The organism is Nonomuraea rubra (assembly GCF_014207985.1).
In the GTDB taxonomy this organism is placed as follows: Bacteria; Actinomycetota; Actinomycetes; order Streptosporangiales; family Streptosporangiaceae; genus Nonomuraea; species Nonomuraea rubra.
This window is the reverse complement of record NZ_JACHMI010000001.1, coordinates 3,363,364-3,388,335: the sequence shown is the minus strand read 5'-3', so window position 1 is coordinate 3,388,335 and position 24,972 is coordinate 3,363,364. Positions and strand designations below refer to the sequence as shown.

The 24,972-nt window shown below is 70.9% G+C and carries 23 protein-coding genes; 12 read left to right on the top strand and 11 right to left on the bottom strand.

What is annotated here, in order from left to right:
- Nucleotides 1-3 precede the first annotated feature (3 nt).
- The 3 genes from HD593_RS15410 to HD593_RS15400 are packed head-to-tail and all read right to left on the bottom strand — an operon-like array spanning nt 4 to nt 4,472.
- Nucleotides 4-909, bottom strand: coding sequence for a hydroxymethylglutaryl-CoA lyase (locus tag HD593_RS15410; RefSeq protein ID WP_185102819.1), 906 nt, complete (start codon nt 907-909; stop codon nt 4-6).
- Entirely contained in the window at nt 909-2,915 is a 2,007-nt protein-coding gene (locus HD593_RS15405; protein WP_185102818.1) for an acetyl/propionyl/methylcrotonyl-CoA carboxylase subunit alpha, read from the bottom strand. The genes HD593_RS15410 and HD593_RS15405 overlap by 1 nt, the downstream gene beginning before the upstream one ends.
- Before the next feature lie 3 nt (nt 2,916-2,918).
- Nucleotides 2,919-4,472 (bottom strand): carboxyl transferase domain-containing protein, encoded by a 1,554-nt coding sequence (locus tag HD593_RS15400; RefSeq protein WP_379478865.1) that lies wholly within the window; start codon nt 4,470-4,472, stop codon nt 2,919-2,921.
- A 66-nt stretch (nt 4,473-4,538) separates the two neighbouring features.
- On the opposite strand from HD593_RS15400, the gene HD593_RS15395 reads away from it, so the two are divergent.
- The 5 genes from HD593_RS15395 (at nt 4,539) to HD593_RS15375 (ending at nt 8,284) form a co-directional block, all read left to right on the top strand.
- On the top strand, nt 4,539-5,132 hold the full coding sequence (locus tag HD593_RS15395) for an SACE_7040 family transcriptional regulator (RefSeq protein WP_185102816.1): 594 nt from the start codon (nt 4,539-4,541) through the stop codon (nt 5,130-5,132).
- A gap of 82 nt (nt 5,133-5,214) precedes the next feature.
- Nucleotides 5,215-5,787, top strand: a complete 573-nt coding sequence (locus HD593_RS15390; RefSeq protein ID WP_185102815.1) for a PadR family transcriptional regulator — start codon at nt 5,215-5,217, stop codon at nt 5,785-5,787.
- A complete protein-coding gene (locus HD593_RS15385; protein ID WP_185102814.1) occupies nt 5,788-6,765 on the top strand; it encodes an ATP-binding cassette domain-containing protein in 978 nt (325 codons plus the stop codon). It begins immediately after the preceding gene.
- A gap of 2 nt (nt 6,766-6,767) precedes the next feature.
- The gene (locus tag HD593_RS15380; RefSeq protein WP_185102813.1) at nt 6,768-7,622 is read left to right on the top strand and encodes an ABC transporter permease; all 855 of its coding nucleotides are present in this window, start codon (nt 6,768-6,770) and stop codon (nt 7,620-7,622) included.
- A 185-nt stretch (nt 7,623-7,807) separates the two neighbouring features.
- Nucleotides 7,808-8,284 (top strand): hypothetical protein, encoded by a 477-nt coding sequence (locus tag HD593_RS15375; protein ID WP_185102812.1) that lies wholly within the window; start codon nt 7,808-7,810, stop codon nt 8,282-8,284.
- Between the two features lie 64 nt (nt 8,285-8,348).
- Here the strand turns inward: HD593_RS15375 and HD593_RS15370 are convergent, their stop codons facing one another.
- The gene (locus tag HD593_RS15370) at nt 8,349-9,683 is read right to left on the bottom strand and encodes a hypothetical protein (protein ID WP_185102811.1); all 1,335 of its coding nucleotides are present in this window, start codon (nt 9,681-9,683) and stop codon (nt 8,349-8,351) included.
- Between the two features lie 198 nt (nt 9,684-9,881).
- On the opposite strand from HD593_RS15370, the gene HD593_RS15365 reads away from it, so the two are divergent.
- Nucleotides 9,882-12,101, top strand: coding sequence for a thiamine pyrophosphate-dependent enzyme (locus tag HD593_RS15365; RefSeq protein ID WP_185102810.1), 2,220 nt, complete (start codon nt 9,882-9,884; stop codon nt 12,099-12,101).
- Here HD593_RS15365 and HD593_RS15360 read toward each other — a convergent pair.
- Both HD593_RS15360 and HD593_RS15355 read right to left on the bottom strand, forming a co-directional pair.
- Nucleotides 12,090-13,721 carry a serine/threonine-protein kinase gene (locus HD593_RS15360; RefSeq protein ID WP_185102809.1) on the bottom strand — a complete coding sequence of 544 codons (1,632 nt, stop codon included), beginning with the start codon at nt 13,719-13,721 and terminating at the stop codon, nt 12,090-12,092. The two genes, HD593_RS15365 and HD593_RS15360, sit on opposite strands and share 12 nt — an antisense overlap.
- 46 nt (nt 13,722-13,767) lie before the next feature.
- Nucleotides 13,768-14,466, bottom strand: coding sequence for a M50 family metallopeptidase (locus tag HD593_RS15355; protein ID WP_185102808.1), 699 nt, complete (start codon nt 14,464-14,466; stop codon nt 13,768-13,770).
- Between the two features lie 160 nt (nt 14,467-14,626).
- On the opposite strand from HD593_RS15355, the gene HD593_RS15350 reads away from it, so the two are divergent.
- The 6 genes from HD593_RS15350 (at nt 14,627) to HD593_RS15325 (ending at nt 20,137) form a co-directional block, all read left to right on the top strand.
- Nucleotides 14,627-15,508: an amidohydrolase family protein gene (locus tag HD593_RS15350; protein ID WP_379478859.1), complete on the top strand. Its 882-nt coding sequence runs from the start codon at nt 14,627-14,629 to the stop codon at nt 15,506-15,508.
- Between the two features lies 1 nt (nt 15,509).
- Nucleotides 15,510-15,989 (top strand): nuclear transport factor 2 family protein, encoded by a 480-nt coding sequence (locus HD593_RS15345; RefSeq protein ID WP_185102807.1) that lies wholly within the window; start codon nt 15,510-15,512, stop codon nt 15,987-15,989.
- A gap of 18 nt (nt 15,990-16,007) precedes the next feature.
- Nucleotides 16,008-17,126: a magnesium/cobalt transporter CorA gene (corA, locus tag HD593_RS15340; protein ID WP_185102806.1), complete on the top strand. Its 1,119-nt coding sequence runs from the start codon at nt 16,008-16,010 to the stop codon at nt 17,124-17,126.
- A 154-nt stretch (nt 17,127-17,280) separates the two neighbouring features.
- Nucleotides 17,281-17,520: a hypothetical protein gene (locus tag HD593_RS15335; protein WP_185102805.1), complete on the top strand. Its 240-nt coding sequence runs from the start codon at nt 17,281-17,283 to the stop codon at nt 17,518-17,520.
- Nucleotides 17,517-19,583: a hypothetical protein gene (locus HD593_RS15330; protein WP_185102804.1), complete on the top strand. Its 2,067-nt coding sequence runs from the start codon at nt 17,517-17,519 to the stop codon at nt 19,581-19,583. Before HD593_RS15335 ends, HD593_RS15330 begins: the two co-directional genes overlap by 4 nt.
- Before the next feature lie 83 nt (nt 19,584-19,666).
- Nucleotides 19,667-20,137 carry a hypothetical protein gene (locus HD593_RS15325; RefSeq protein WP_185102803.1) on the top strand — a complete coding sequence of 157 codons (471 nt, stop codon included), beginning with the start codon at nt 19,667-19,669 and terminating at the stop codon, nt 20,135-20,137.
- A 10-nt stretch (nt 20,138-20,147) separates the two neighbouring features.
- On the opposite strand, the gene HD593_RS15320 is transcribed toward HD593_RS15325, so the two are convergent.
- The 5 genes from HD593_RS15320 to HD593_RS15300 all read right to left on the bottom strand — a co-directional run bounded on the left by HD593_RS15320 (nt 20,148) and on the right by HD593_RS15300 (nt 24,938).
- The gene (locus HD593_RS15320) at nt 20,148-20,900 is read right to left on the bottom strand and encodes an IclR family transcriptional regulator (RefSeq protein ID WP_221524774.1); all 753 of its coding nucleotides are present in this window, start codon (nt 20,898-20,900) and stop codon (nt 20,148-20,150) included.
- Nucleotides 20,901-20,991: 91 nt separating this feature from the next.
- A complete protein-coding gene (locus HD593_RS15315; RefSeq protein WP_312903481.1) occupies nt 20,992-22,476 on the bottom strand; it encodes a heparinase II/III domain-containing protein in 1,485 nt (494 codons plus the stop codon).
- 57 nt (nt 22,477-22,533) lie between these two features.
- Complete coding sequence (locus HD593_RS15310; protein WP_185102802.1) at nt 22,534-23,295, bottom strand: CU044_5270 family protein; 762 nt, start codon at nt 23,293-23,295, stop codon at nt 22,534-22,536.
- Nucleotides 23,288-23,899, bottom strand: coding sequence for an RNA polymerase sigma factor (locus tag HD593_RS15305; RefSeq protein ID WP_185102801.1), 612 nt, complete (start codon nt 23,897-23,899; stop codon nt 23,288-23,290). Before HD593_RS15305 ends, HD593_RS15310 begins: the two co-directional genes overlap by 8 nt.
- A 58-nt stretch (nt 23,900-23,957) precedes the next feature.
- Nucleotides 23,958-24,938 carry a winged helix DNA-binding domain-containing protein gene (locus tag HD593_RS15300; RefSeq protein WP_185102800.1) on the bottom strand — a complete coding sequence of 327 codons (981 nt, stop codon included), beginning with the start codon at nt 24,936-24,938 and terminating at the stop codon, nt 23,958-23,960.
- Nucleotides 24,939-24,972: the final 34 nt, after the last annotated feature.

The following is a 24,972-nucleotide window of genomic DNA, read 5'->3' as shown; positions in this document are numbered from 1 at the left end:
GTCTCAGCCTTTCGAAAGCGCCTGTACGACGCGGGACGGGCTGGGCCTGCCGAGCAGCTCCGCCAGCCAGGTGCTGGTGGACACGAGCTTGCCCAGGTCGAGGCCGGTCTCGATACCGAGGCCGCGCAGCATCCAGACCAGGTCCTCGGTGGCCAGGTTGCCGGTGGCGGACTCGGCGTACGGGCAGCCGCCGATGCCGCCCGTGGAGGCGTCGATGGTGGTGATGCCCGATCTCAGCGCTGCCAGGGTGTTGGACAGCGCCTGTCCGTAGGTGTCGTGGAAGTGCACGGCCAGCCGCTCCGGCGTACGGAAGGCCCCGATCAGCGCCGTGACGTGGCCGGGCGTGCCGACGCCGATCGTGTCGCCCAGCGACAGCTCGTAGCAGCCCAGCCCGAGCAGCCGCTCGCCGACCGTGACGACCTGCGCGATCGGCGTGGGTCCCTCCCAGGGGTCGCCGAAGCACATCGACACGTACGCGCGCACCCTGATCCCGTTGTCCAGCGCCCTGGCCACGACCGGCTCGAACATCTCGAACTGGCTCTCCAGGCTGCGGTTCAGGTTCTTGGCGGCGAACGTCTCGGTGGCGCTGGCGAAGATGGCGATCTCGTCCACGCCCAGGTCGAGGGCGCGGTCGAGGCCGCGCGGGTTCGGCACGAGCACGGGGTAGCGCACGCCCGGCCTCCTGTGCAGCCCGGCCAGGAGCCGGTCGGCGTCGGCGAGCTGGGGCACCCACTTCGGGTGCACGAGGCTGGTCGCCTCGATCACCTTGTGCCCGGCGTCCGCGAGCCGGTCGATGAACTCGGCCTTCACCTCGACGGGGATGACCGCCGACTCGTTCTGCAGGCCGTCGCGCGGGCCGACCTCGTAGATCGTGACTTGGTGCGGAAGACCTTCGACGGGGTACGGCATCACGCCTCCTCGCTGGTGACCACGGCCAGGACGGCGTCCATGTCGACCGGCTGGCCCGCCCGCACGGACAGCTCGGAGACGACGCCGTCGCGCGGGGCCGTGACGGTGTGCTCCATCTTCATGGCCTCGACGATGAGCAGCGGCTGGCCCTCGCTCACCCGGTCGCCCTGCTGGGCCTTGACCACCAGGACGGTGCCGGGCATGGGGCTCCTGACCACGCCGTCCGCCGCCGCGGCGGCGCCCGCGCGGTCGCCGGGGTCGCCGATGAGGTGCCGGGTGAGCGGCCAGGACGCGCCGTCCCGGCCGAGCCAGAGGGTGTCGCCGTCGCGTACGCAGAGGTAGCGCGTGGTGCGCCCGCCGATCGTCACGGCCAGGTCGGCGCCGGGCCGGATGCGCGCCGGCACCGCTTCGCCATCTATCAGGACTTCGGCGGACTCTTCGGGCAGCCCGCGAACCTGGACCGCGTGCACGCCGTCCCTGGACTCCAGCCGCCACGTCGTCCAGGCCCGCTCGCCGATCCGCCACCCGTCGGTGACCTCCCACGGGTCGTCGCCCTGCGGCCTGGCGTGGAAGACGAGCGCCGCCGCGGCCAGGACCTCGCCGGGCGGCGCCTCGTCCGGCACCAGGTCGGGCAGGACGCGCTCGACCAGGCCTGTGTCCAGCTCGCCCGCCGCGACGGCCGGATGCGCGGCCAGGGCCCGCAGGAACGGGATGTTGGTCACCACGCCGAGGACGGCCGTGCCCGCCAGCGCCCGGTCCAGCGTCCTGAGCGCCGTCGCCCGGTCGGGCGCCCAGGCGACGACCTTCGACAGCATGGGGTCGAACTCGCTGCCGACGACGCCGCCCTCGGCCAGCCCGGAGTCCACCCGGACGACCGGCTGCCCGCCGGGCGGAGGTCCGCCCGCCGCCGGGCCCGCGCCGCCGGGCGCAGGACCGCTCGCCGCCGGGCCCGCGCCGCCTGGTTCCCGTAGCGCCAGCACCCGGCCGCCCGTCGGGAGGAAGCCGCGCGCCGGATCCTCGGCGTACACCCTGGCCTCCACCGCGTGCCCGTCGAGCCGCACGTCCTCCTGCGCGAACGGCAGCCGCTCCCCCGCCGCCACCCGCAGTTGCAGCTCCACCAGGTCCAGCCCGGTCACCAGCTCGGTGACCGGGTGCTCCACCTGGAGCCGGGTGTTCATCTCCATGAAGTGGTAGGCGCCGGTGGTGCCGTCGACGATGAACTCGACCGTGCCGGCGCCCACGTACCCGACCGAGCGGGCGGCCTCGACCGCCGCCGCGCCCATCCGGGCGCGCATCTCGGAGGAGACGAACGGCGACGGCGCCTCCTCGATGATCTTCTGGTGCCTGCGCTGGAGGCTGCACTCGCGCTCGCCCAGGTGCACGACGTTGCCGTGGGTGTCGGCCAGGATCTGGATCTCGATGTGGCGGGGGTTCTCGACGTACCGCTCGATCAGCAGTGTGCCGTCGCCGAACGCGGCCAGCGCCGTACGCCGTGCCGACTCCAGGGCGTCGGGCAGCGCGGCGGCCGACCGTACGAGCACCATGCCCTTGCCCCCGCCGCCGGCGGACGGCTTGATCAGGGCGGGGAAGTCGCGCCACTCCTCCAGCCCCGGCTCGGTGGCGCCGGGCACCACGGGCACCCCGGCGGCGGACACGGTGGCCTTGGCGCGGATCTTGTCGCCCATCGCGTCGATGGCGGCGGCGGGCGGCCCGGCGAACACCAGCCCCGCCTCGGCGCAGCGCCGCGCGAACGCGGCGTTCTCGGCCAGGAACCCGTAACCGGGATGCACGGCCTGCGCCCCGGAGGCCAGCGCCGCACCGATGATGGCCTCGAGGTCCAGATAGCTCGGCACCTCAAGCGCCAGGTCGGCCTCGCGGACGTGCCTGGCCCCCGCGTCGGACGGCGTGTGCACGGCCACGGACGCGATGCCGAGCCCGCGCAGCGTGCGCGCGATCCGTACGGCGATCTCGCCCCTGTTGGCGATCAGAACACGGTCGAACAGCATGCGTCACATCCGGAAGACGCCGTAACCGGCGGGCTCGAGCGGCGCGTTGGCCGCCGCGGACAGCGCCAGGCCCAGGACCGTGCGGGTGTCGAGCGGGTCGATCACGCCGTCGTCCCAGAGCCTGGCCGTGGAGTAGTAGGGGTTGCCCTGGTGCTCGTACTGGGCCCTGATCGCGTCGGGGTCGGCGTCGCCGACCGTGGTGAGCACGTTCGCGGCCTGCTCGCCGCCCATGACCGAGATGCGGGCGTTCGGCCACATCCACAGGAACCTGGGCGAGTACGCCCGCCCCGCCATCGCGTAGTTGCCCGCCCCGAACGACCCGCCGATCACCACCGTGAACTTGGGCACCCGGGCGCAGGCCACCGCCGTCACCATCTTGGCGCCGTGCTTGGCGATGCCGCCCGCCTCGTACGCCTTGCCGACCATGAAGCCGCTGATGTTCTGCAGGAACAGCAGGGGGATGCGGCGCTGGTCGCACAGCTCGATGAAGTGCGCGCCCTTCATCGCCGACTCGCTGAACAGGATGCCGTTGTTGGCCAGGATGCCCACCGGGTGGCCGTGGACGTGGGCGAAGCCGGTGACGAGCGTCGAGCCGTACTCGGCCTTGAACTCCAGGAAGCGCGACCCGTCGGCGATCCTGGCGATCACCTCGCGCACGTCGTACGGCTGGCGGGTGTCGGCGGGGATCAGCCCGTACAGGTCGCGGGGGTCGTGGCGGGGCGGCTCCGGCGCGATCGTCTCCCAGGGCCGCCCGGCGCGCGGGGCCAGAGTGGAGACGATGTCGCGGACGATGGCCAGGGCGTGCGCGTCGTCCTCGGCCAGGTGGTCGGTGACGCCGCTGACGCGCGCGTGCAGGTCGCCGCCGCCCAGCTCCTCGGCCGTGACCTCCTCGCCGGTCGCCGCCTTCACCAGGGGCGGGCCGCCCAGGAAGATCGTGCCCTGGCCGCGCACGATGACCGCCTCGTCGCTCATGGCGGGCACGTACGCGCCGCCGGCCGTACACGAGCCGAGCACGGCGGCGATCTGCGGGATGCCGCGCGCGGACATGGTGGCCTGGTTGTAGAAGATGCGGCCGAAGTGCTCGCGGTCGGGGAACACCTCGTCCTGCCTGGGCAGGAACGCTCCACCGGAGTCCACGAGGTAGACGCAGGGCAGGTGGTTGTGCAGCGCCACCTCCTGCGCGCGCAGGTGCTTCTTGACCGTGACCGGGTAGTACGTGCCGCCCTTGACGGTGGCGTCGTTGGCGACGATCACGCATTCGCGGCCGGAGACGCGGCCGACGCCGGTGATGATGCCCGCGGCCGGGGCCTGGTCGTCGTACAGGCCGTTCGCGGCCAGCGGCGACAGCTCCAGGAACCGGGAGCCCGGGTCGAGCAGGCCGTCGACGCGCTCGCGCGGCAGCAGCTTGCCGCGCTCGACGTGCCGCCGCCGCGACCGCTCCGGGCCGCCGAGCGCGGCGGCCGCGAGACGGTCGAGCAGCTCCGCGGCGAGCCGCTCGTTGAGCTCGGCGTTGCGCTTGTACGCCTCGCTCGCGGGCTCCACAGCCGTCTTCAGCACCGGCCAGTCGCTCCTCATGGCTCCAGATGTTAGTCATCATTAACGTCATCGTCTAGCATGTGAGACGTGACCACGGCCTCTGACACCCCTACCCGCAGCCGGCGTAACAGGCGTGCGGAGATCCTGGAGGCGGCCGCCCGACTGTTCGCGGCCCGCGGCTTCCACGGCGTGTCGATCGAGGACATCGGTGCCGCGGTCGGCGTCTCGGGGCCGGCGCTCTACCGCCACTTCGACGGCAAGGACGCGCTGCTGTCGGAGATGCTGCTCGACGTCAGCTCGCGGCTGCGCGAGTCGGCCGTCACGGTCGTGACCGGCTCGGCCGGCCCGGAGGAGACGCTGGACGCGCTGCTGGACGTGCAGATCGCCTTCGCCACGGACCATCCGGCGCTGATCACCGTGCACGACAGGGAGCTGGGCAACGTGCCCGAGCCGGCGCGCCGGCAGATCAGGCGGCTGCAGCGGCTCTACGTCGAGGAGTGGGTGACGGTGCTGGCCGAGCTGCACCCCGACTGCCCCGCGGCGCGGCTGCGCGCGGCCACCCACGCGGTGTTCGGCCTGCTCAACTCGACCCCGCACAGCGCGGGCGAGCTGCCGGCCCAGGACATGCGCCCGATGCTGCACGCGATGGCCCGCGCGGCGATCGCCGCGAGCGTTCGTTAAGGCTCGTTAACATCCTGCCATCGCCTTGTCGGCTCAACTATCTAGATATATCGTCACCATATCTCGATAGTTGGAGGCGATCATGCGCGACCACCACGAGTTCTGGGACGCTCCCCCACCGCCGCCACCGGGGATGCCGATGCCGGCGCCGATGCCCTTCCCGCCGGGCCCGCCACCGCCGCCCCACCACGTCGTCCACTGGGAGCAGGCCGCACCCCGCATCCGGCGCGGCGACGTCAGGGCGGCCCTGCTGGCACTCCTCCACGAGGGGCCGCAGAACGGCTACCAGATGATCCAGGGCATCGAGGAGCGCAGCCGCGGCGTGTGGCGGCCCAGCCCGGGATCGGTCTACCCGGCGCTGCAGCAGCTGGAGGACGAGGGCCTGGTGGCCGGGGACGAGTCGGGCGGGAGCCGTACGTACCGGCTGACCGAGCAGGGCCGCGCCCAGGCGGCCAGGCACGCCGAGGAGGCGCCCTGGGAGGAGGTGGCCCGCACGGTCCCCGACGACCACCACGAGCTGCGCCTGCTGTGGGCCCAGCTCAACGAGGCCTTCGGCCACCTGGTCCGCACGGGCGGCGACCGCCAGCTCGCCGAGGCCAAGAAGCTCATCAAGCAGACGCGCCGGTCCATCTTCCAGATCCTCGCGGAGGACTAGATGCCCGCGGACGCGGCGGTGTCCGTACGCGGATTACAGAAGGCGTACGGGAAGGTCGAGGCCGTCAAGGGCGTCGACTTCGAGGTGCGTCCCGGCGAGGTGTTCGGCTTCCTCGGCCCGAACGGCGCCGGCAAGACCACCACCATCAGCATGCTCTGCACCCTGGTGAACCCCACAGGCGGCGGCGCCACGGTCGCCGGGCACGACGTGGTCAGGGAACGCGACCAGGTCCGCAGGAACATCGGCCTGGTCTTCCAGGACCCCACCCTCGACGGCTACCTCAGCGCCGAGCAGAACCTGCGCTTCCACGCCGAGCTGTACGGCGTGCCGAAGGCCGCGGTGGACGACCGGATCCGCAAGGTGATGGAGATGGTCGCGCTGTGGGACCGCAAGGACGCCAAGGTCATGACGTTCTCCGGCGGCATGAAACGGCGGCTGGAGATCGCGCGCGGGCTGCTGCACTCGCCCCGCGTGCTGTTCCTCGACGAGCCCACCGTCGGCCTCGACCCGCAGACCCGCTCGGCCATCTGGGGATACATCAACCAGCTGCGGCTCGTCGAGGACATCACCATCTTCATGACCACGCACTACATGGACGAGGCCGAGTACTGCGACCGGATCGCGATCATCGACCACGGCCGGATCGTGGTCATCGACTCGCCCGAGGCGCTCAAGGCCAGCGTCGGCAAGGACCGCGTGCAGATCCAGACCGCCGACGACCCCGCGGCGATCGAGGCGCTGCGGGAGCGGTTCGGGCTGGAGGCGGCCGTGCACGAGGGCGCGGTGACGTTCGCGGTGGCGTCCGGCGAGGAGTTCGTGCCGCGGCTGTTCGCCGAGCTCGGCATGCCGATCAGGTCGGTGAGCGTGTCGCGGCCGTCGCTCGACGACGTGTTCATGTCCTACACCGGCTCCACGATCCGCGACGCCGAGGCGGGCAACGACAACCTGGCGTGGATGAGAGCGATGGCGAGGCGATAGTCATGGCATCAGAGGCCATCAGCGTCCGGGTCCCGGCCCGCAGTGCCGGGCACGACCTCCGGGCGGTCAAGGTCGTGCTGCATCGCGAGATGCTGCGCTTCGTCAACGACCGCACCCGCATGCTCTCGATGCTCGTGCAGCCCGTGTTGTGGCTGTTCGTCATGGGGACGGGGCTGGGGTCGCTGGTCCAGGGCTCGATCCCCGGGGTCGACTACCGGACCTTCATGTACCCCGGCATGATCTCCATGACCGTGATCATGACGGCCATGTTCTCGGCCGGGTCCATCGTGTGGGACCGCGAGTTCGGCTTCCTGCGGGAGATGCTGGTCGCGCCCGTGTCGCGGGGGGCGATCGTGATCGGCAAATGTCTCGGCGGGGCCGTCGTGGCCGTCGGGCAGGGGATCATCATCGTGGCGATGGCGGGGCTGGTGGGGGTGCCGTACGCGCCCGGTCTGATCGTCACGCTGCTGCTGGAGATGTTCCTGGCGGCGTTCACCATCACGGCCTTCGGGGTGACGCTGGCCGCCCGGATGAAGAACATGCAGACCTTCTTCGGGCTGATGCAGATGGCGATCATGCCGATGATGTTCCTGTCGGGCGCCATGTTCCCGCTGGCCAACCTGCCGTCGTGGCTGCACGTGCTGACGGTGGTCAACCCGATGACGTACGCGGTGGATCCGATGCGGCAGGCCGTGTTCGCCCACCTGGACGTACCGGCGGCGGCCGAGGCGATGCTCAACCCGGGGGTGCGGTGGTTCGACTTCCAGGTGCCGGTGGGGTTGGAGCTGGGGATCGTGGCGGGGCTGGGGGTGGTGCTGCTCGGGGTGGCGGTGCTGGAGTTCCGGAAGGCCGAGTAGATACGACTGTTCCTTGTATCTCTCTGCGGTCGATCATGGACGGAGGGTAGCTTTCCGGAAGTGCCGCGCGGCGCTTCCCTACCCTCCACGCGCAAAGGAGCGCATTCGACATGTTCGACCTCCGGAACACGTGCCGCGACCTGCAGGTCAGGGTCGCGAGGCTGGAGAAAGCTACGGTGAGCGGCATGCCCGACGCCAGCATCGCAGAACGGTTCGACGAGCTTCACCGCCGAGTGGGCACAGTCGGACAGAACATCCTCGACAGGATGGACAAGGGCTTCGCAAGGGTCGACAAGGAATTCGGGGATGTCAAGGGCCGACTCGGCGGAGTCGAGACCGAACTCGGCAACGTGAAGACGGACCTCGCCGACTTCAAGACGTCGGTGGACCGCCGCTTCACCGACGTCGAGCGCGAGATCAGCGACGTCAAGCTGACGATGAACGAGCACTTCACCGAGGTCGATGACCGCTTCACTCATGTCGACACGCGGCTCAACCTGCTCCAGACGGACATGACCAAGGTGACGCAACTCGTGCAGACCATCCACAACGACAACGGCCTGCGCGACCTGCGGATCGACAAGGTCGAGAAGCGGCTCGACACGATCGAGACCCTCCTCGTCCGCATCGACGCCAAGCTCCCCGAAGAGCAGCCCAACTAGAGACCTCCGCGAAGAACGAGGCCCGGGGAGGTGCCCCCCGGGCCTCGTTACGGTGTTCGGGTGATCAGCGCTTCACGCGGACGTAGTCCGTACGGCTGTGATCGCCGTAGGTGTCCCCGTCACCGCTGAACACGAACTTCCAGTGTCCCGATTTCCAGGCCTTGACCTTCGTGTAGAGCCGCCCGCTGTCACCCGACCCGGTCGTCTTCACGAACTGCCACTTCTTCGAGCCCAGCGGCTTGAAGAACAGCGCCACCTTGCCCGAGTACCCCTCCCACGAGCCTTCGTCGTCGACCTGCAGCACGCCCCTGAACCTCAGGTACTTGCCGCGCTTGACCGGCTCCGGGTAGGCGTTGAACTTGATCAGCCGCGTGTCCGCCTTCTCGACCGGCGGCGGGGCGGGCTGGTTGACCGTCACCCAGTCGGGCCGGCTGACCGAGCCGTTGACGCCGCGCGTGCCGCGGTACTCGGCGCGCCACCAGCCCGAGGTGACGGCTTCGGCGGAAGCGCCGAAGCGGCCGTGACGGCCGGTCACGTCGCTGGTGACGTACTCCCAGCGGCGGGAGCCCTCCGCCTTGAAGAAGATCGACACGCGCTGGCCGGCCAGGCCGCCACGGCTCTCGACGCGCAGGGCGCCGGAGAACCAGAGCCTGTCGCCCTTGTCCACGGGCTCGGGGCGGGCGTCGAAGCCGTCGATGCGGCTGCCGAGGTTGGCGCGCCTGACGTCCACCCTGTCGGCGTCGCTGACGGAGGCCCTGGCAGTGGCGGTGGCCGCGAACTCGGCGCGCCACCAGCCGGTGGCGTTGGCCTGCACGCGGGCGCCGAACCAGCCGCCGCGCCCGGTCGTCACCTTGGCGACCTCACGGTAGCTGTCGGAGCCGCGCTCGCGGAAGGTGATGGACACGCTCTGGCCGTCGTAGCCCTTGCCGTCGGCGAGGAGGCGGCCGGTGACCCGGATGGTGTCGCCCCTGTCGACGAGGTCGGGGCTGGCGTCGAAGTCGCCGAACGTGGTGGTGAGCGCCCTGACGACGTCGAACGAGCCGGACTGGGTGACCGAGCCGCCGTCGCCGGTGGCGGTGGCGGCGTAGTTCCACTTGCCGGCGGCGCCGGGGCCGAAGGACTTGGTGCCCGTCCACTTCAGCCCGCCCGTGACGGCCGTGGACGTGACGTTCACGGTGTCACCGTTGAGCTTGAGTGCGGCCGTGGTCGCGTTCGTCGTGGTGAACGTGAACGTGACGCTGACATCGCTGTCGAAGACCACGACGGGCGCGGCCGGGCTGAGCTCGACCTTGGTGATGGTGGGGGTGGGGGCCGCCGACGCCGCGGGCGTGGCCAGGGCGATCGTCCCTGAGACGCCCAGTACGAGGGCGAGGGCGGCGACACGGATGCGTTGTAACATGCGGGTTCCTTTCTGGAGACCCCAGTGGTTCAACGCGGCATTGAGGGTGCCACGTGTGCTCTACCAGTAGACGTGCATGCCGCCGGTGAAGTTGTGATTTCTGACAAACAGTTATCCTCCAGGGTCAAACGGACCGCTCCACAAGCTGTCGCCGGAGTCCGGCAGACGTCAGGGCCGATCAGGGACATAATCGATGCTGTGGCGCGCGACACAGTTGAGACTCATTTCACCGAGACGGTTTCGACGCTCGAGGCGGGCCCGCCGCGAGATCCGGGGCTGCCGGTCCGCGAGGGCACGTCCCTGACCGGGGAGCAGTGCGCGTCGTTGTTCAGGCGCCAGCTCGACAGCAGGCTGCTCGACATCGCGGCCCGCTGGCTGCGCGAGCGCGGCGAGGGTCACTACACGATCGGCTCGGCCGGTCACGAGGGCAACGCGGCCGTCGCCGCCGCCCTGCGGCCCACCGACCCCGCACTGCTGCACTACCGCTCGGGCGCGTTCTACCTGACCAGGTCGGAGCAGGCCGGGCGGGTGCCCGAGCAGGGCATCCGCGACGTGCTCAAGGGCCTGACCGCCGCCGCGGACGAGCCCATCGCGGGCGGCCGGCACAAGGTGTTCGGCCATCCCGACCTGGCCGTCATCCCTCAGACCTCCACCATCGCCAGCCACCTGCCCAGGGCCGTCGGCGTGGCGTTCGCGATCGAGCGCGCCCGCGCGCTCGATGTGCCCGGCGCGTGGCCGGAGGACGCGATCGCGGTGTGCAGCTTCGGCGACGCCTCCATCAACCACGCCAGCGCCCTGTCCGGCCTCAACACCGCCGCCTACGCCACCTTCCAGGGGCAGGCGCTGCCGCTGCTGTTCGTGTGCGAGGACAACGGCATCGGCATCAGCGTGCGCACCCCCAAGGGCTGGGTGGAGGCTGCCGCGCGGCGGCCCGGCATCGAGTACCTCGCCGCCGACGGCTGCGACCTGCCCGCCGCGTACGACGCCGCCGCCGAGGCCGTCCGACTCGTACGCGAGCGGCGCTCGCCGGTCTTCCTGCACCTGTCGACCGTGCGGCTCATGGGCCACGCCGGGTCCGACGTCGAGTCGGCGTACCGTACGCAGCGGGAGATCAGGGCCGACCTGGAGCGCGACCCGCTGGTCCGTACCGCGGCGCTGCTGGTGGAGGCGGGGCTGACGACGCCGGACGAGCTGCTCACGGCGTACGAGATGGCGCGCGAGCACGTCCTGAAGATCGCCGAGGAGACGGCGCGCAGCCCGCGGCTCAGCTCGGCCAAGGAGGTCATGGAGCCGATCGCGCCGCGCAAGCCGGACCTGATCGCCAAGATCAGCCCGATGGCGGCCGCCGGGGCGGTCAGGGAGAAGGCGTTCGCCGGGTCGCTGCCGGAGAACGACAAGCCGATGACGCTCTCCCAGGCCATCAACCGCACGCTCGCCGACGCGCTGGCCGTCTATCCGGAGATGACGGTGTTCGGCGAGGACGTCGCCAAGAAGGGCGGCGTGTACGGCGTGACGCGCGGGCTGCAGAAGCGGTTCGGGGCGGGGCGGGTGTTCGACACGCTGCTCGACGAGCAGGCCGTGCTGGGGCTCGCGCTCGGGTCGGGCGTGTCGAAGCTGCTGCCGGTGCCCGAGATCCAGTATCTCGCCTACCTGCACAACGCGCTCGACCAGATCCGCGGGGAGGCGGCCACGCTGTCGTTCTTCTCGCGCGGCGCCTACACCAACCCGATGGTGGTGCGGGTGGCCTCGTACGCGTACCAGAAGGGGTTCGGCGGGCACTTCCACAACGACAACGCGGTGGGCGCGCTGCGGGACATCCCCGGGCTGGTCATCGCCTCGCCGGCGCGGCCCGACGACGCCTCGGCCATGCTGCGCACGTGCCTGGCGGCGGCGCGTACCTCGGGGTCCGTCTGCGTGTTCCTGGAGCCGATCGCGCTCTACCACACGCGGGACCTGTTCGACGAGGGCGACGGGGGGTGGCTGGCGCCGTACGCGCCGCCCGCGCGCTGGGCGGAGACGCACGTGCCGATCGGGCGGGCGCGCTCCTACGGCGACGGGCGCGACCTGACGATCGTGACGTTCGGCAACGGGGTGCGGATGAGCCTGCGGGCGGCGGTGCGGCTGACCCAGGAGGGGTACGGGTGCCGCGTGCTCGACCTGCGCTGGCTGGCGCCGCTACCGCTCGACGACCTGCTGCGGGCGGCCGAGCTGACCGGGAACGTGCTGATCGCCGACGAGACCCGGCACAGCGGCGGAGTCTCGGAAGGCATCGTGGCCGAGCTGCTCGACGCCGGGTTCACCGGGGCGGTCGGGCGGGTGACCTCGTCCGACAGCTTCATCCCGCTGGGGAAGGCGGCCGACCACGTGCTGCTGTCGGAGGAGGAGATCGAGCAGGCGGCGCGCAAGCTACTGGGTTGAGCGCGCCACCGCGCCCCTGATGCAGGCCGGTTTCGACCAGGCGACCGTGGAGCTCTCCGCGATGCGCAGGGGGACGCCTACCAGGAAGCAGTAGCCGGTGTCCGGGTCCAGGCCGGCGACCCGGGTCGAGGTGGCGCCCTGGGACAGGGGGGTGATGGCCTGCTCGCCCTTCTTGATCGGGGAGCGCTGGACGACCACCGGGTAGTCGCGGGCGCCCGCGGGCAGCGACCAGCGCAGCTCGACCAGCGCGCCCTGGTCGGCGGTGACCTTGATCTGGCGGGGGGCCAGGGCGGCCACCTGCTCCTTGCCGATGGGCTCCTGGTCGGTGGTGCCGGTCCTGGGCTGGCCGGTGGTGGGCGTCGTGGTGGTGGTCGTGGCGGGTGGCTGCATCGAGAGGTGGACGGCCAGGGCGGTGCCGGCGACGACCACGGCCGCGACCACGCCGCCGATCAGGACCATCCTGCCGGTGCGGGAGCCGCCGCCGGCCGGAGGGATCGTGGGAGTGGGCGGCGCCGGGTAGCCCGTGCTCTGCGGCGCCGGGGCGGCGTGGTGGGACGGGCCCGCCTGGGGCGGTGCGAAGGGACTGCTGACCTGGCCGGGGGCGGCGTGCGCGCCGGGCTGGGCGGCGGGGAGGTGCCGGCCTGTGGCCGGGAAGTGGCCGGTGCCGTGCGGCGCGCCGGGATCCGGGCGTGGGGCGGGTGGCATCGCCGGAGCGGGGTCCTGGCGGGGAGCCGGGGCGGGGTCCTGGCGGACGGCCGGGGCGGGGTCCTGGCCGACCAGGTCCGTGACCGGGAGGCCGAGCTCCGCCTGCAGCGCCTGGAGGTGGCGGGCGAGCTCGCGCGCCGACCCGTGCCGCGCCTCCTGCTGCTTGGACATCGCCCGCACGATCGTCTCGAACACCGCCGCCGGCACGTCCGGCCGGTTGATCGGCGGCGGGTCGAGGCTGAGCACCCGGTACATCAGCGGCGCGATCGACGGGTCGGCCGGGTTGTGGAAGGCGGGCTGGCCGGCCAGCAGGTGGTAGAGGGTCGAGCCGAGCGAGTACAGGTCGGTGGAGGCCGAGTGCGGCTGGCCGGTGAGCACCTCGGGGGCGGCGTGCAGCGGGGTGAACGCCTGCGAGGTGAGCGAGACCTCCGCGGAGTCCACGACCCTGGCCACGCCGAAGTCGGCGATCGCGAGCTCGCCGTACCGGGAGATGAGGATGTTCTGCGGCTTGATGTCGCCGTGCAGGACCCCGGCCTCGTGGACGGCGGCCAGCGCGCCGGCCAGCTTGACGCCCGCCCTGAGCACGTCGGGCAGCGGGAGCGGCCCCTCCTTGCGGATCTTGTCGCGCAGGGAGCCGTTCTCGAAGAAGTCCATCGCGATGTACGGCTTGCCGGAGCGCGTGACGCCGGTGTCGAAGACGGTGACGACGTTCGGATGGCCGGTGAGGCGGCCGGTGAGCTGCAGCTCGCGCTGGAACCTGCGCATCGTGCGCTGGTCCACCCGGTCCACGGACAGCACCTTCAGCGCCACGACCCGGTCGAGGCGCTCCTGGTAGGCGCGGTACACGACGGCGAATCCGCCCTGGCCCGCCTGATCGAGTACCCGGTAGCCGGGTGCGTCCTCGACTGGCAGCACTGCACTCTCCCCCTGTTGCTGAGGAGTTTAGTGCGAAATATCGGGACTAGAGCGGGTTCATGAGGTACGCGCCGAACACCACGGACGCCACCGACACGAGCAGGAAGAAGAACACGTAGAACCCGCCGGGCAGGAACGTCAGCCTGGCGAGCTGGTCGGCATCGGAGTCCCTGGCCTGCCTGCGCCGCCGCTTGTGCTGCAGCTCGATGATCGGCCTGATCCCGCCGAACAGCAGGAACCACACCGCCACCAGGGCCACGACCTGCTGGATGTCCGCGGGCGCGTACATGATCAGGGCGAACACCGCGCCGCCCGTCACCAGGAGGATCAGGGCCCCGTACAGGTTGCGGATCAGCAGCAGCATGCAGACCAGGAGCAGCAGCACGCCCCAGATCAGCACCGTGATGCGGCCCTGCTCGGTCAGCCAGGCCGCGCCGAGCCCGAGCAGCGGGGGCGCCAGGTAGCCCGCGAGCGCGGTCAGCACCATGCCGGGCCCGGTGGGCCTGCCCCTGGTCAGCGTCACGCCGGAGGTGTCGGAGTGCAGGCGGATGCCTTCGAGCTTGCGCCGCGTGAGCAGCGCCATCAGCGCGTGGCCGCCTTCGTGGGCGATCGTGATCAGCCCCCTGGAGAGCTGCCAGGGCATGCGGAAACCGACGATCACCAGCGCGACGAGAGCCGAGACCACCACGACCCAGGGGTCGGGGTCAGGCTGAACCTTGATCAGGTGGGCCCAGAACTTGTCCATCGAGGAGAAACCCTAGCCGGTCAACGGTTCGTCCGGGTTGCGGAAAATCAGGGTTGTGCCGGTGAGGCGACGCCGTCACCATGCCGGCCGCGCCAACTCACCTGGCCGGCGAGGGCCGGGAAGAAGCCCCCTGCGCCCGGCGTGGTGAGGTTTGCGTAGAGTGGCCGGCGTGCTAGCTGACTCGGAGGTGCCGGCCTGGTGGCGGGGGCTCGGGCTGCCCGGGCTGATCGACCTGCACGTGCACTTCCTGCCCGAGCGGATGGAACGGCGCGTGTGGCACCACTTCCGCCACGGCGGGCCGCTGATGGGCGGCGGATGGCCGATCACCTACGACTGGCCCGTGGAGCGGCGGGTCGACCGGCTGCGGGAGCTGGGCGTGCGGACGTTCCCCGCCCTGGCCTACGCGCACAAGCCGGACATGGCCGCCGATCTCAACGCCTGGACGCTGGACTTCGCCGGCCGTACGCCGGGGTGCCTGCCCTCCGCCACCTTCTACCCGGAGCCGGGGGTCGCGGCGTACGTGCGGCGGGCGCTGGACGGCGGGGCCAGGATCTTCAAGGTGCACCTCCAGGTGGGCGGGTTCGACCCGCGCGCGGCGGAGCTGGAGGAGGTGTGGGGGCTGCTGGCGGAGGCCGGGGTGCCGGTCGTGGTGCACGCCAGCTCGGTGCCCGTGCCGGGCGGGTTCGTCGGGGCGGAGCCGGTCGGGGCGGTGCTGCGGCGGCACCCGTCGCTGCGGGTGGTGATCGCGCATCTGGGGATGCCGGAGTACGACCCGTTCTTCGAGCTGGCCGCCCGCTACGAGCGGGTGGCCCTGGACACCACGATGGCCTTCACGGACTTCTCCGAGAAGGGCATGCCGTTCCCGTCGCGGCTGCGGCCCGCGCTGCTCGACCTGGGCCTGGCGGGCAAGGTGGTGCTGGGGTCGGACTTCCCCACCATCCCGTACGCGTACGCCCACCAGCTCGACGCGCTGGCCCGGCTCGACCTCGGCGACGCCTGGTTGCGGGCCGTGTGCTGGGACAACGGTGCGGCCATGGTCTGATATGAGGGTGAACGATCGGCACGCGGCGCTCATCAGCGCCTTCTACGACGCTCTCGGCCGGGCGGATTTCGCGGCCATGGAGCGCTGTTACCACCCCGAGGTCAGTTTCGGCGATCCCATCTTCCAGGAGGTCGAGGGGCGCGACAGGGTGATGAGAATGTGGCGGCTCCAGCTCGGCGTACGTGACGGGTTGAAGTCGGAGTACCGCGACGTGACGGCCGACGACTTCACGGCGACCGCCCACTGGACCGCCCGCTACACCTTCCACAGCACGGGGCGCGAGGTCGTCAACGAGATCGACTCGCTGTTCAGGTTCGAGGACGACCTGATTGTTCGCCATCACGACGAGTTCGATTTCCGTCGATGGTCGAAGATGGCACTTGGCAGGCCTCATGGGCTTTTGTTCGGATGGACACCGTTGTGGCGCAAGACCATCAGGGACCGCGCGACGCAGCGGCTCGACGAGATGAGCCCGTCGTAACGCGATGAAGGAGGGACGATGGCCAGGGTCAAGGGGTTCAGGCGCAGCGGGGACTCACGCGAGGAGGCGCCCGAGCACTCGATGGACCCGCGTGCCGCCGAGGAACGCCCCTACCGCCCCACGGTCATCGACAACGCCATTTACCAGAACGGCGAGCGGGTCGACAACCCCGGCTCGCTCGCCGACGCCTTCGAACGCCTCAAGCAGATGCCGGACGCCATGGCCTGGATCGGGCTGTACCGTCCGAAGGAGTGGGAGCTGGTCAAGCTCGGCGAGGAGTTCGAGCTGCACGAGCTGGCGCTGGAGGACGCCATCGTCGGCTCCCAGCGCCCCAAGGCCGACCGCTACGGCGACACGCTGTTCGTGGTGCTGCGCGCCGCGCGCTACCTCGACGACGTGGAGGAGGTCGCGTTCGGCGAGGTGCACGTCTTCGTCGGCCCCAACTTCGTCATCACCGTACGCCACGCCGAGGCCCCCGACCTGCAGGCCGTCCGCAAGCGCATGGAGTCCGACCCCGAACTGCTGCGGCAGGGCCCGCAGGCCGTTCTGTACGCCATCCTCGACGCCGTGGTCGACGGGTACGCGCCGGTGGTGGCCGGGCTGCAGAAGGACATCGAGGAGATCGAGGTCCAGGTCTTCGGCGGCGACCCGTCGGTGTCGCGGCGCGTGTACGACCTGTCGGGCGAGGTGATCGAGTTCCAGCGGGCCACGGCGCCGCTGGTCGGGATGATCCACGGGTTCATCGCGGGGGCGCGCAAGTACGGGGTGACCGACGAGCTGCAGAGCTACCTGCGCGACGCGGCCGACCACGCGATCACCGTGACCGAGCGGATCTCCTCCTTCCGCCAGATGTTGCAGAACATCCTGGTCGTCAACTCGACCCTGGTCACACAGGCGCAGAACGCGGAGATGGCGCGGATGACGGAGGCCAGCATCCAGCAGGGCGAGGAGGTCAAGAAGATCTCCGCCTGGGCGGCCATCCTCTTCGCCCCCACCCTGGTCGGCACCGTGTACGGGATGAACTTCGACTTCATGCCGGAGACGCACTGGGCGTTCGGATATCCGTTCGCCATCGTGCTGATGGCGGCGGTGTGCGTGGCCCTCTACACGGTCTTCAAACGCCGCAACTGGCTGTAGCAGTTTTCTGGAGAATTCTCATATTCGGCGGCTATTTGTGCCATTGCCGGTTCGCTGAATGACACCATTCCGCTGCGCATTCCCGCCGGCCTCCGGTTACCATGCCATCGGCTCGGCGGTGCCCGTTCCGTGCGACGAACGAGATCAGGCGAGGATGGCGACGCGGGAACAGATCGACGCCGCCCGGCGGCGTATCGAGGAATTGCGTGATCGTCACGCTCATGACGTGATCGCGCTTGTCCGATTGGTGGACGACGGCGCGCTCAAGGGCGCGTCCGGAGACCGGCTCGCCGCCGACCTGCGCGCCTGGGACCGGGGCTTCAAGGAGCGCTTCACGCGCGCCCTGTCTCTGCTGGACTCGCTGCAGCCGACCGAGGGGGCACCCTCTCCGTGAGCTCCATGGTGGGAATCGATCCCGAGCTGATGACGAGACTGATCAACGGCATGAGACGGGTCAGCGGCATGATGTCGGATGTCGACCTCCAGGTGGAGCAGGCGCTGACGTCGCTGGGCCTCCCCTTGTGGGGACCATCGGCGCTGCGCGGAATCTGCCAGGAGATGAGCGACCGGATCCCTTCACTCCAGGGCCGCCTCGACCTGATCCTCGCCGAACCTGACCGCGAATCCGGCAGGGGCGGCGTGCTCTGGGCCAACGAATCGGATTGGCTGTCGAAATCCCCTGCCGAGGGAGCGGCCTCCGCCAAGGCCGTGGCCACGAAGCTACGGGAACGGCTCAAGAGTCATGCGCTCGATCCCATGCTGGTGGCGGAGCTGGAACGGCACAGGAACGATCCGTACTTCGCCCTGGCGCTCGCTCAGGAGATCCTGCCGCACGAGCTCAAGGCGATGATCAACCGAGCGTACGGGGCCGGCCTGCCGCCGTCGGCCCGCCCGTCGCAGCGGGACGTCGCCGTCCAGGAGAGGTTCGTCACCATGCTCAGCGAGCTCCTGGGCACGGCCTCGCGCGGCGTGGGCGCGCTGAGGCTGCCCGGCGGCTACGCCGACCAGCTGGTCGACGGCATCGAGAGCCCTCAGGACGCATTCGCGGTGAAGGGCCTGCTCGGGGACGGCACGTTCGATCACGCCTTCCTGCTGACGGTGGTCCGGAAGCTGCACGACAAGGATGTGGCCCACCCGCCGGACCCGAGCCTCCCGCGAGACACCTGGACGATGCCCGGCGCCACGGACGCCTCCCTCGGTGATCTCAGCCCCATGGGCACGGCCCTGGTCGCCCTGGCCCACCATCCCGCCGTCGCCCAGGACTTCTTCACGGACCCGCAACGCAAGCCGCTCGACTACCTCATGCGGCGGCACCCCTGGGGCGGGGACGCCGATGGGGACCTCGGCTGGGCAATCGAGGTGGCCAGTACGGAGTTTCGGGATCATGACTTGCCGGTGGGTGGGTCGCGGGGGTACAAGTCGGCGTTGATCGCTTCCTGGGCGGTCCGATTCTGGAGCGACCCCAAGGTCCAGGCCAATCTCCCGGGCACCCGCGCCCACGTCGGGAAGGTCTTGGCGCATTACATCGGCGACGTGCACCGCGCCGCACGGGCCTTCAGCGAGGAGGTGTCGGGCGTGATGGCGGATCGGGACCCGGACAAGAATCTGCGGGGCGAGGAGCCCTATGGGGCCTTGTTGGACGCGAGCGGTGTCAAGGCTGCCATGACCTGGGCGTTCGCTGACGAGGGTGCGTTCCAGCACGTGGTGGCCACGCACGGCATGTATGCGACCAAGATGCTGGATGAAGTCGCCGGCAAGATCGAAGCGGAGGTGAGGGCAGACTTCGAGGAATGGCGGAAATCGCATCCGCAGGCGACGGCGCGGCAACTCGATGCCGCACGGCAGGACATTCTCGAAGAGCGTATGAGCCGCAGCGGGGGTGCCGAATTCGCCCAGGCAGCACAGAGCTTGAGCAGGACAACCTGGCTGATCAGCGATGCAGCGAACATATCCGGCATCGAAGAAGCAAAAGAGAAGGATGCACGGTTCGCCATCTTCAGGCAAATGGTGGAAAGTGTCGTCGGGCTGGCGCCGGGACCACAGGGGGCTTTCGTCGGTTTCATGGTTGACGGAGCCAAGGAGACGATCTTCGGTCAAACCAGATCCGACAACGAAGACCGAGCCCGAAGGGATGCGGATACCGCCTTGGGGCTCGCCAAGCACATGTTCGCCGATCTGACCGCAGCGGTGATGATGCGCCACGGCCTCTTCGGAGACGGGTCATCGCCCTCGGCAACGCATCCGCACCGTCACGAGGACTTCTCCCCAGGCTCGGCGGGCTATTTCATGGCCAACGGGGAAATCGTGCCGTGGCATGACATGACCGCCGCTCAGCGCAGAGCCTATGAGGACTGGCTGACGCTCAACCCGACCGGCCGCGTCTTCAAAGAAACGAATCAGTCGACCGCGCTCGGCTTCAAGGAGTCCGAAGCCAACTACGCCAGGCAAGGCTCATGAACGGTAAGTCATCGGCGATTCTTGTCCTCGCCTCGGTAGTCGCGTGCTCGGCTCCTCCCCGGCCTCAGCCAGAGGCGTTGCCGTTGGGCGACATCACCGCGGCACCACGAGAATGCGAACTGATCTCCTCGAACGCCATCGAACTGGCCACCGGTTTCAAGAACTACACGGCCGTGGCCGGGAAAACGGATCGAGGCCGTTTCGCATCGTGCTCCGTCGCCGAGGATACGAGCCCAGAAGGGGAACTGGGGCTCACGATCGAAGTCTTCGAACCATCCCCCATCAGCCCCGATGGCCTGGAGAACACCAAGGTGTCCACTCAGGGAATTGATCTGCCTACCGACTTGGCTCCAGGCTTCGCGGCACGACGGAAGAGTCCGAAGGACCAGAGCGTCGCCTTCGTCTACGGATGGACACCTGACTACAAACGGCTGCTCACCATCAACATCTACCAGGGCGCTCCCGGCAGGGACTCGCTGGCGGACGCGACCGAATTCTTCCGCCAGCTCAAGCCCATCTTGCTCGACACGAGAAAAACGAACCACCCGGAATAAAAACGGCAGTTCAGCCGGGAAACCCGGCCAGTGAATGCTCGGCCTCCGCGACGGCGCGCCGGAGCTCCTCCGCGTACGCCGCCACCCGCTCAGGCCCGAACCTGGCCGACGGCACCGAGATCGACAACGCCCCCACGGCGGAGCCGCGCCCGTTGCGCAGGGCGGCGCCGATGGCGGAGACGCCCTGCTCCGTGCCCTCGATGTTGAGCGCATGGCCACGGGCGCGGACCTCGGCCAGCTCCTGGGTCAGGATCGCGCGGTCCCTGGCGGGGAGGTCCGCGTAGAGGTCCCGGACGTGGTCGGGGGGCAGGGCCGCGAGGAGGGCCTTGCCGCCGGAGGCGAGGTGGGCGGGCAGGATGGTGCCGCGCCGGTCGCCCACGTGCGGGACCTGCGGGGATTCCGCGCTGTCCAGGAAGCGGACCTCCGTGCCCACCCTGACCACCAGGTTCACCGTCTCCTGGGTGCGGGCGCGGAGCGCCTCCATGGCGGGACGGGTGCGGGCGCGCAGCTCGCGCAGGGCGGGGCCGCCGGGGACGGACGGGGTGGCGGCGAGGAACGGCCCAGGCAGGTACGTGTGCTGCTCGTCCTGTACGGCGAAGTCGCGGTAGACCAGCATCGCCAGCAGCCGGTGCGCGGTCGAGCGGGCGATGCCCAGCTCGCCGGCCACGTCCGTGACCGTGAGCCGGCCCCGGTCGCGCAGCATGTGCAGGACGAGCAGCGCGTTGTCCACCGAGCCCAGCGCGTAGAGGGGCTTGTTCTTCACGGGTCCACCGAGCCCAGCGCAAAGAGGGGCTTGTTCTTCATAGGTCCACCGAGCCCAGCGCGTACAGGGGCTTGTATTTCACAGCGGAATGCTAGTCCCCCGGGGACGGGTTCACCGTGATCACGGTCAGCACGCTCGGCGCTTCGGGGGACACGACGGTGACGCCCTCGGCGGTCCGCAGGTAGCCGGTCGAGAGCAGCGAGGGCCGCACCGCCTGGCCCTGCCCGGGGAGGTGGAGCAGCGAGACCGTGAAGCCGTCGCCGTCCCCCAGCACCACCGTCCCGCCGCGCCGTGACAGCACCCTGAGCGCCGGGTCGAAGTGCCACAGGCTGCGCAGGGCGCCCGTGGGGACGCTGTCGTGCACGGCCATCATGTCCGGGGCGTGGCCGACCAGCACGCGCCGCGTCCGCGTCATCCCGTAGGCGTCGTCGGCCAGCTCGTACGACTGGCTCGACGGGCCGATGGACGAGTGCAGGAGGCGCGTGGGCGTGCCGGGGCGGAACGTGCCGGAGGTGGGGACGGGCACGTTGTGGGCTTCGTGGGAGCGGGTCCAGTCCGCGTAGCCGGTCCGTTCGTAGGAGTGGAAGCCGGCCTCCACGAGGATGCGGCGGCCCTGCGCGAAGTAGGTCACGCCCAGGTGGTCCTCGTGGCCGTGCAGCCGCCTGCCCGGGCCGAACCTGATCGAGTAGTACGCGGCCATGGGGTCGTCCCAGGCGCTCCTGCCGAACACGTATCCCCCGTCGAAGACCCGCACCACCGGCCCCTCGTGCGGGAACCCGTCCGCGCGCGCGTCGGCCGGGCTGTCGCCGATGGGGACGAGGTGGCCGTCCGGCTGGGTGGCGTGGGCCACGTACGACTCCAGCGCCCGCCGCCTGGCCAGCAGCCGCTCGGGGACCTCCGCCCCGCTCTCGCGGATCGCGCGCAGGGCGACGCCGAGGCGGCGGTGCACGTACAGGCCGTAGCGCGGGGCCTGCTCGTGCAGGACGCCCTGGGCGTCGACGGCCTGCTCGGCCGAGGCCGTCATCCTGCGTACGGCCAGGTCCCGCCAGCGCGCCCGGCCCAGGCGGCAGCCGACGACGAGCAGCGCGATGTCCTGGTCGAGGCCGTGGTTGTGGCCCTCGCGGTACAAGGACTGGTCGGCCAGGACCTCGCCGTGCTCGGCCAGGCTGTCCCACAGCTCCCTGGTGTGCACGTGCTCGCTCAGGCACACCAGTGCGGGGGCGCGCAGCGCGACCGCGTGCTCGGCCCACGCCCAGGGGCTGGTGCCGGGGCCGCCTCTGGGGTTCGCGCCGATCCAGTCGCCGGTGATGGCGCGGGCGCGGTCGAGCAACGCCGTGTCGCCCGACCGTTCGTAGGCGGCGACCAGGCGGCCCATCCAGCGCAGCGTGTGCAGGTGCAGCGCCCAGGAGCGGTTGCCGTGCGGGTTCGCGGTCCAGTCGATCGGCGTGCCGAGCCGCACGGGCGGCAGTTTCACGAACGTCACCAGGCCCTCCATCACCTCCTCCACCTTGATCGCTGGGAACTGGTCACTCAGGCAGATGGCCCTGCCTGAGGTCGTCCGGGCACGCCAGAACACGTCGTGACTCCTGTTTCAGGGCGCGCGGCACCCACGCGCGGCACCATCAAGGCTTGGTTAGCGGGGGCCCTCGTCGGTCCAGCCGGCGACGAGGACGAGCTCGGAGCGCGTGCCGTCCTCGCTGGACAGCACCTGCGAGGTGGCCGGGTCGATGATCAGCGTGCGGCGGACGCCGGAGGGCAGGCCGAAGGAGAACGCCTCACCCGCGCGGCCCCGAGCGTCCGTGTCCGTGCCCAGGTAGCGGACCTCGGGCAGGTCGGCGAGCGCGCGGTAGGCGGCGGCGCGCACGCCTGGCGGGGACGGCTTGGTCCACAGCAGGCCGCCGAGCGCGTCGGCGAGCAACGACTCCGACCCTGCCGGCAACATCGCGGCGACCCGCTCGCGCAGCGCGGCGGCGTCGGCAGGCAGGGCCTGGATCTCCGCGAAGGTCAGGTCGCGCCCGGCCATGCTGAACGGTGAGCGGCCGGTGACCCGGGTGACGCGGCCCTGCTCGGCGGTCCACGCCCGGCCCTGCCTGGTGACCCAGAGCTCGGTCTCCCTGACGCCGTCGTGCAGCTTCCTGACGTGCCAGTACGTGCCCTGCGAGGTGGAGGACGCGGCGGAGGTGGCGGCCGTCAGGAGGATCTGCCTGCCCGCTTCCATGGGCTGTTCGCGGGGGACCAGCAGGAACAGCGCGAGGGCCGCGGCGGTGGCGGCGATCGCCGCCGGCCAGGCCAGCCGGCGTCGCCGGCGGCGGGCCGTGATCCGCCGCCACACCCTGGTCCGGGCGTGCGGGCCCGGCTGTGGCTTGCCGTACAGGTCGCGGAGCAGCTCATCCATCGTCGCGCACCTCCCCGAGCCGGCCGCGCAGCCTCTTCCTGGCGCGGCTCAGGCGGGAGCCGACGGTGCCGTACGGGATGCCGAGCGCGGTCGCGATCTCGTCGTGGCTGAGCCCGGCCAGGGCGACCAGGAGCAGCACGTCGCGGTCGCGCCGGTCCAGCTCGGCCAGGGCGGCGGCCAGCTCGGGGCGCAGGCTCTGGGCGCTGACGCGTACGGCCACGGACTCGTCGTGGCCCGGCGCGTCGGTGTCGGGGCCGAAGCGGCCGAGAGCGCGCAGCGTGCGGGCCTCCAGGCGGCGGTGCTTGCCGATGAGGTTCGTGGCGATGCCGTACAGCCAGGCCCGCACCCCCGCGCGGGACGGATCGTAGCGGTCGCGCTTGCGGAACGCGGTGAGGAACGTCTCGGCCACGATGTCGTCGGCGTGGTCGGGGCCGAGCCGCTGGGCGACGTAGGTGTGGATCTCGCCGAAGTACGCGTCGAACACCGCGGCGAACGCGTCGGCGTCGTCCAGGGTCTCGTGCTGGGTCTTGTGCTGGGTCTCGTGCTGGGCCCCCGGCGCGCGGGCCGTCCAGGGCACCGTGGCCGCGATGGTCTCCCCCGTCATGAGCAACCTTCCGATGTATCAGTACTCGTCTGTTATCACCCGATACACCGGATCGCTTTCACGGCCGTCCGAGGAAGCGCCGGACGTCGGCGAGCTCGTCGTCCAGGGAGGGCAGCTCGCCGAACGCCTGCACGCTCACCTCGGCGCCCTTCCTCCCCCACACGCCTCTGACCACGCCGTCCACCAGCACGACCGGGCGCAGGACGCCGCCTCCCGGGAACACCTTCCTGGCGTGTTCCGGGTCCAGGATCGGGTCCCTGTCGCGCCAGCCGAGCAGGTACTCGTCGAAGGCGGGGGCGAGGCGTACCAGCGGGGCGTCCTCGGGCGGCGGCGGGGATGCCGGGCTCAGCCGCCAGGCCGTGCGGGCCTCGCCGAGCGGCAGGCCCGACCAGGCGGCCAGGTCGTCGGGGGTGGCGGGGTGGTGGGCGCGGCGGTAGCGGGTGGCCAGCTCCTTCAGCGCGCGTTCGCGGTCGGGCTCGGGGACGACGGGAGCGCCGAGCCAGTCGGCGGCGTGCACGTACGTGGGTTTCCCGGCGCGCGGCGGGCCGAGGACGGCCAGGCCGTGGTGGGCGGCCAGCGCCACCAGGTGCACGACGCCCTGGCCTCGGGCCCGGCCCTTGAGGCGTTCCTCCAGGTCGGCCTTGGTGAGGGGGCCCTGGCCTGCGAGGGCGCCGGTGATGAGCGGCAGGAGGTCGTCGCCGGTGACGCCCTCCTCGGCGAGGCGGCGCAGGGTGCCGGTGGGGCGGCCGGTGGGGCGGCCGGTGGGGCGGCCGGTGGGGCGGCGGGTCAGGGCGTGGATCCAGGGCAGGTCGTCGGCGTGCACGAAGTGCAGGGTGCCGCGCGGGCCCCACGTCCTGACGAGCTCGCGGGACTGCCAGGCCGCCTCGACGTCCGCCGGGGTGAGGGTGGCGGAGCGGGCGCGGAAGGCCAGCAGGGCCGAGGGGACGTCCTGCGCCTGCATGGCCGCCAGGCGCCTGACGATCTCGCCCGCGGTCAGGCCGGGCGGGCGGTGCAGGAGCTGGGCCTCGACGCTTCTCATGGGGCGATCATCGCAGGAGGAGGCAGGCCTGCCA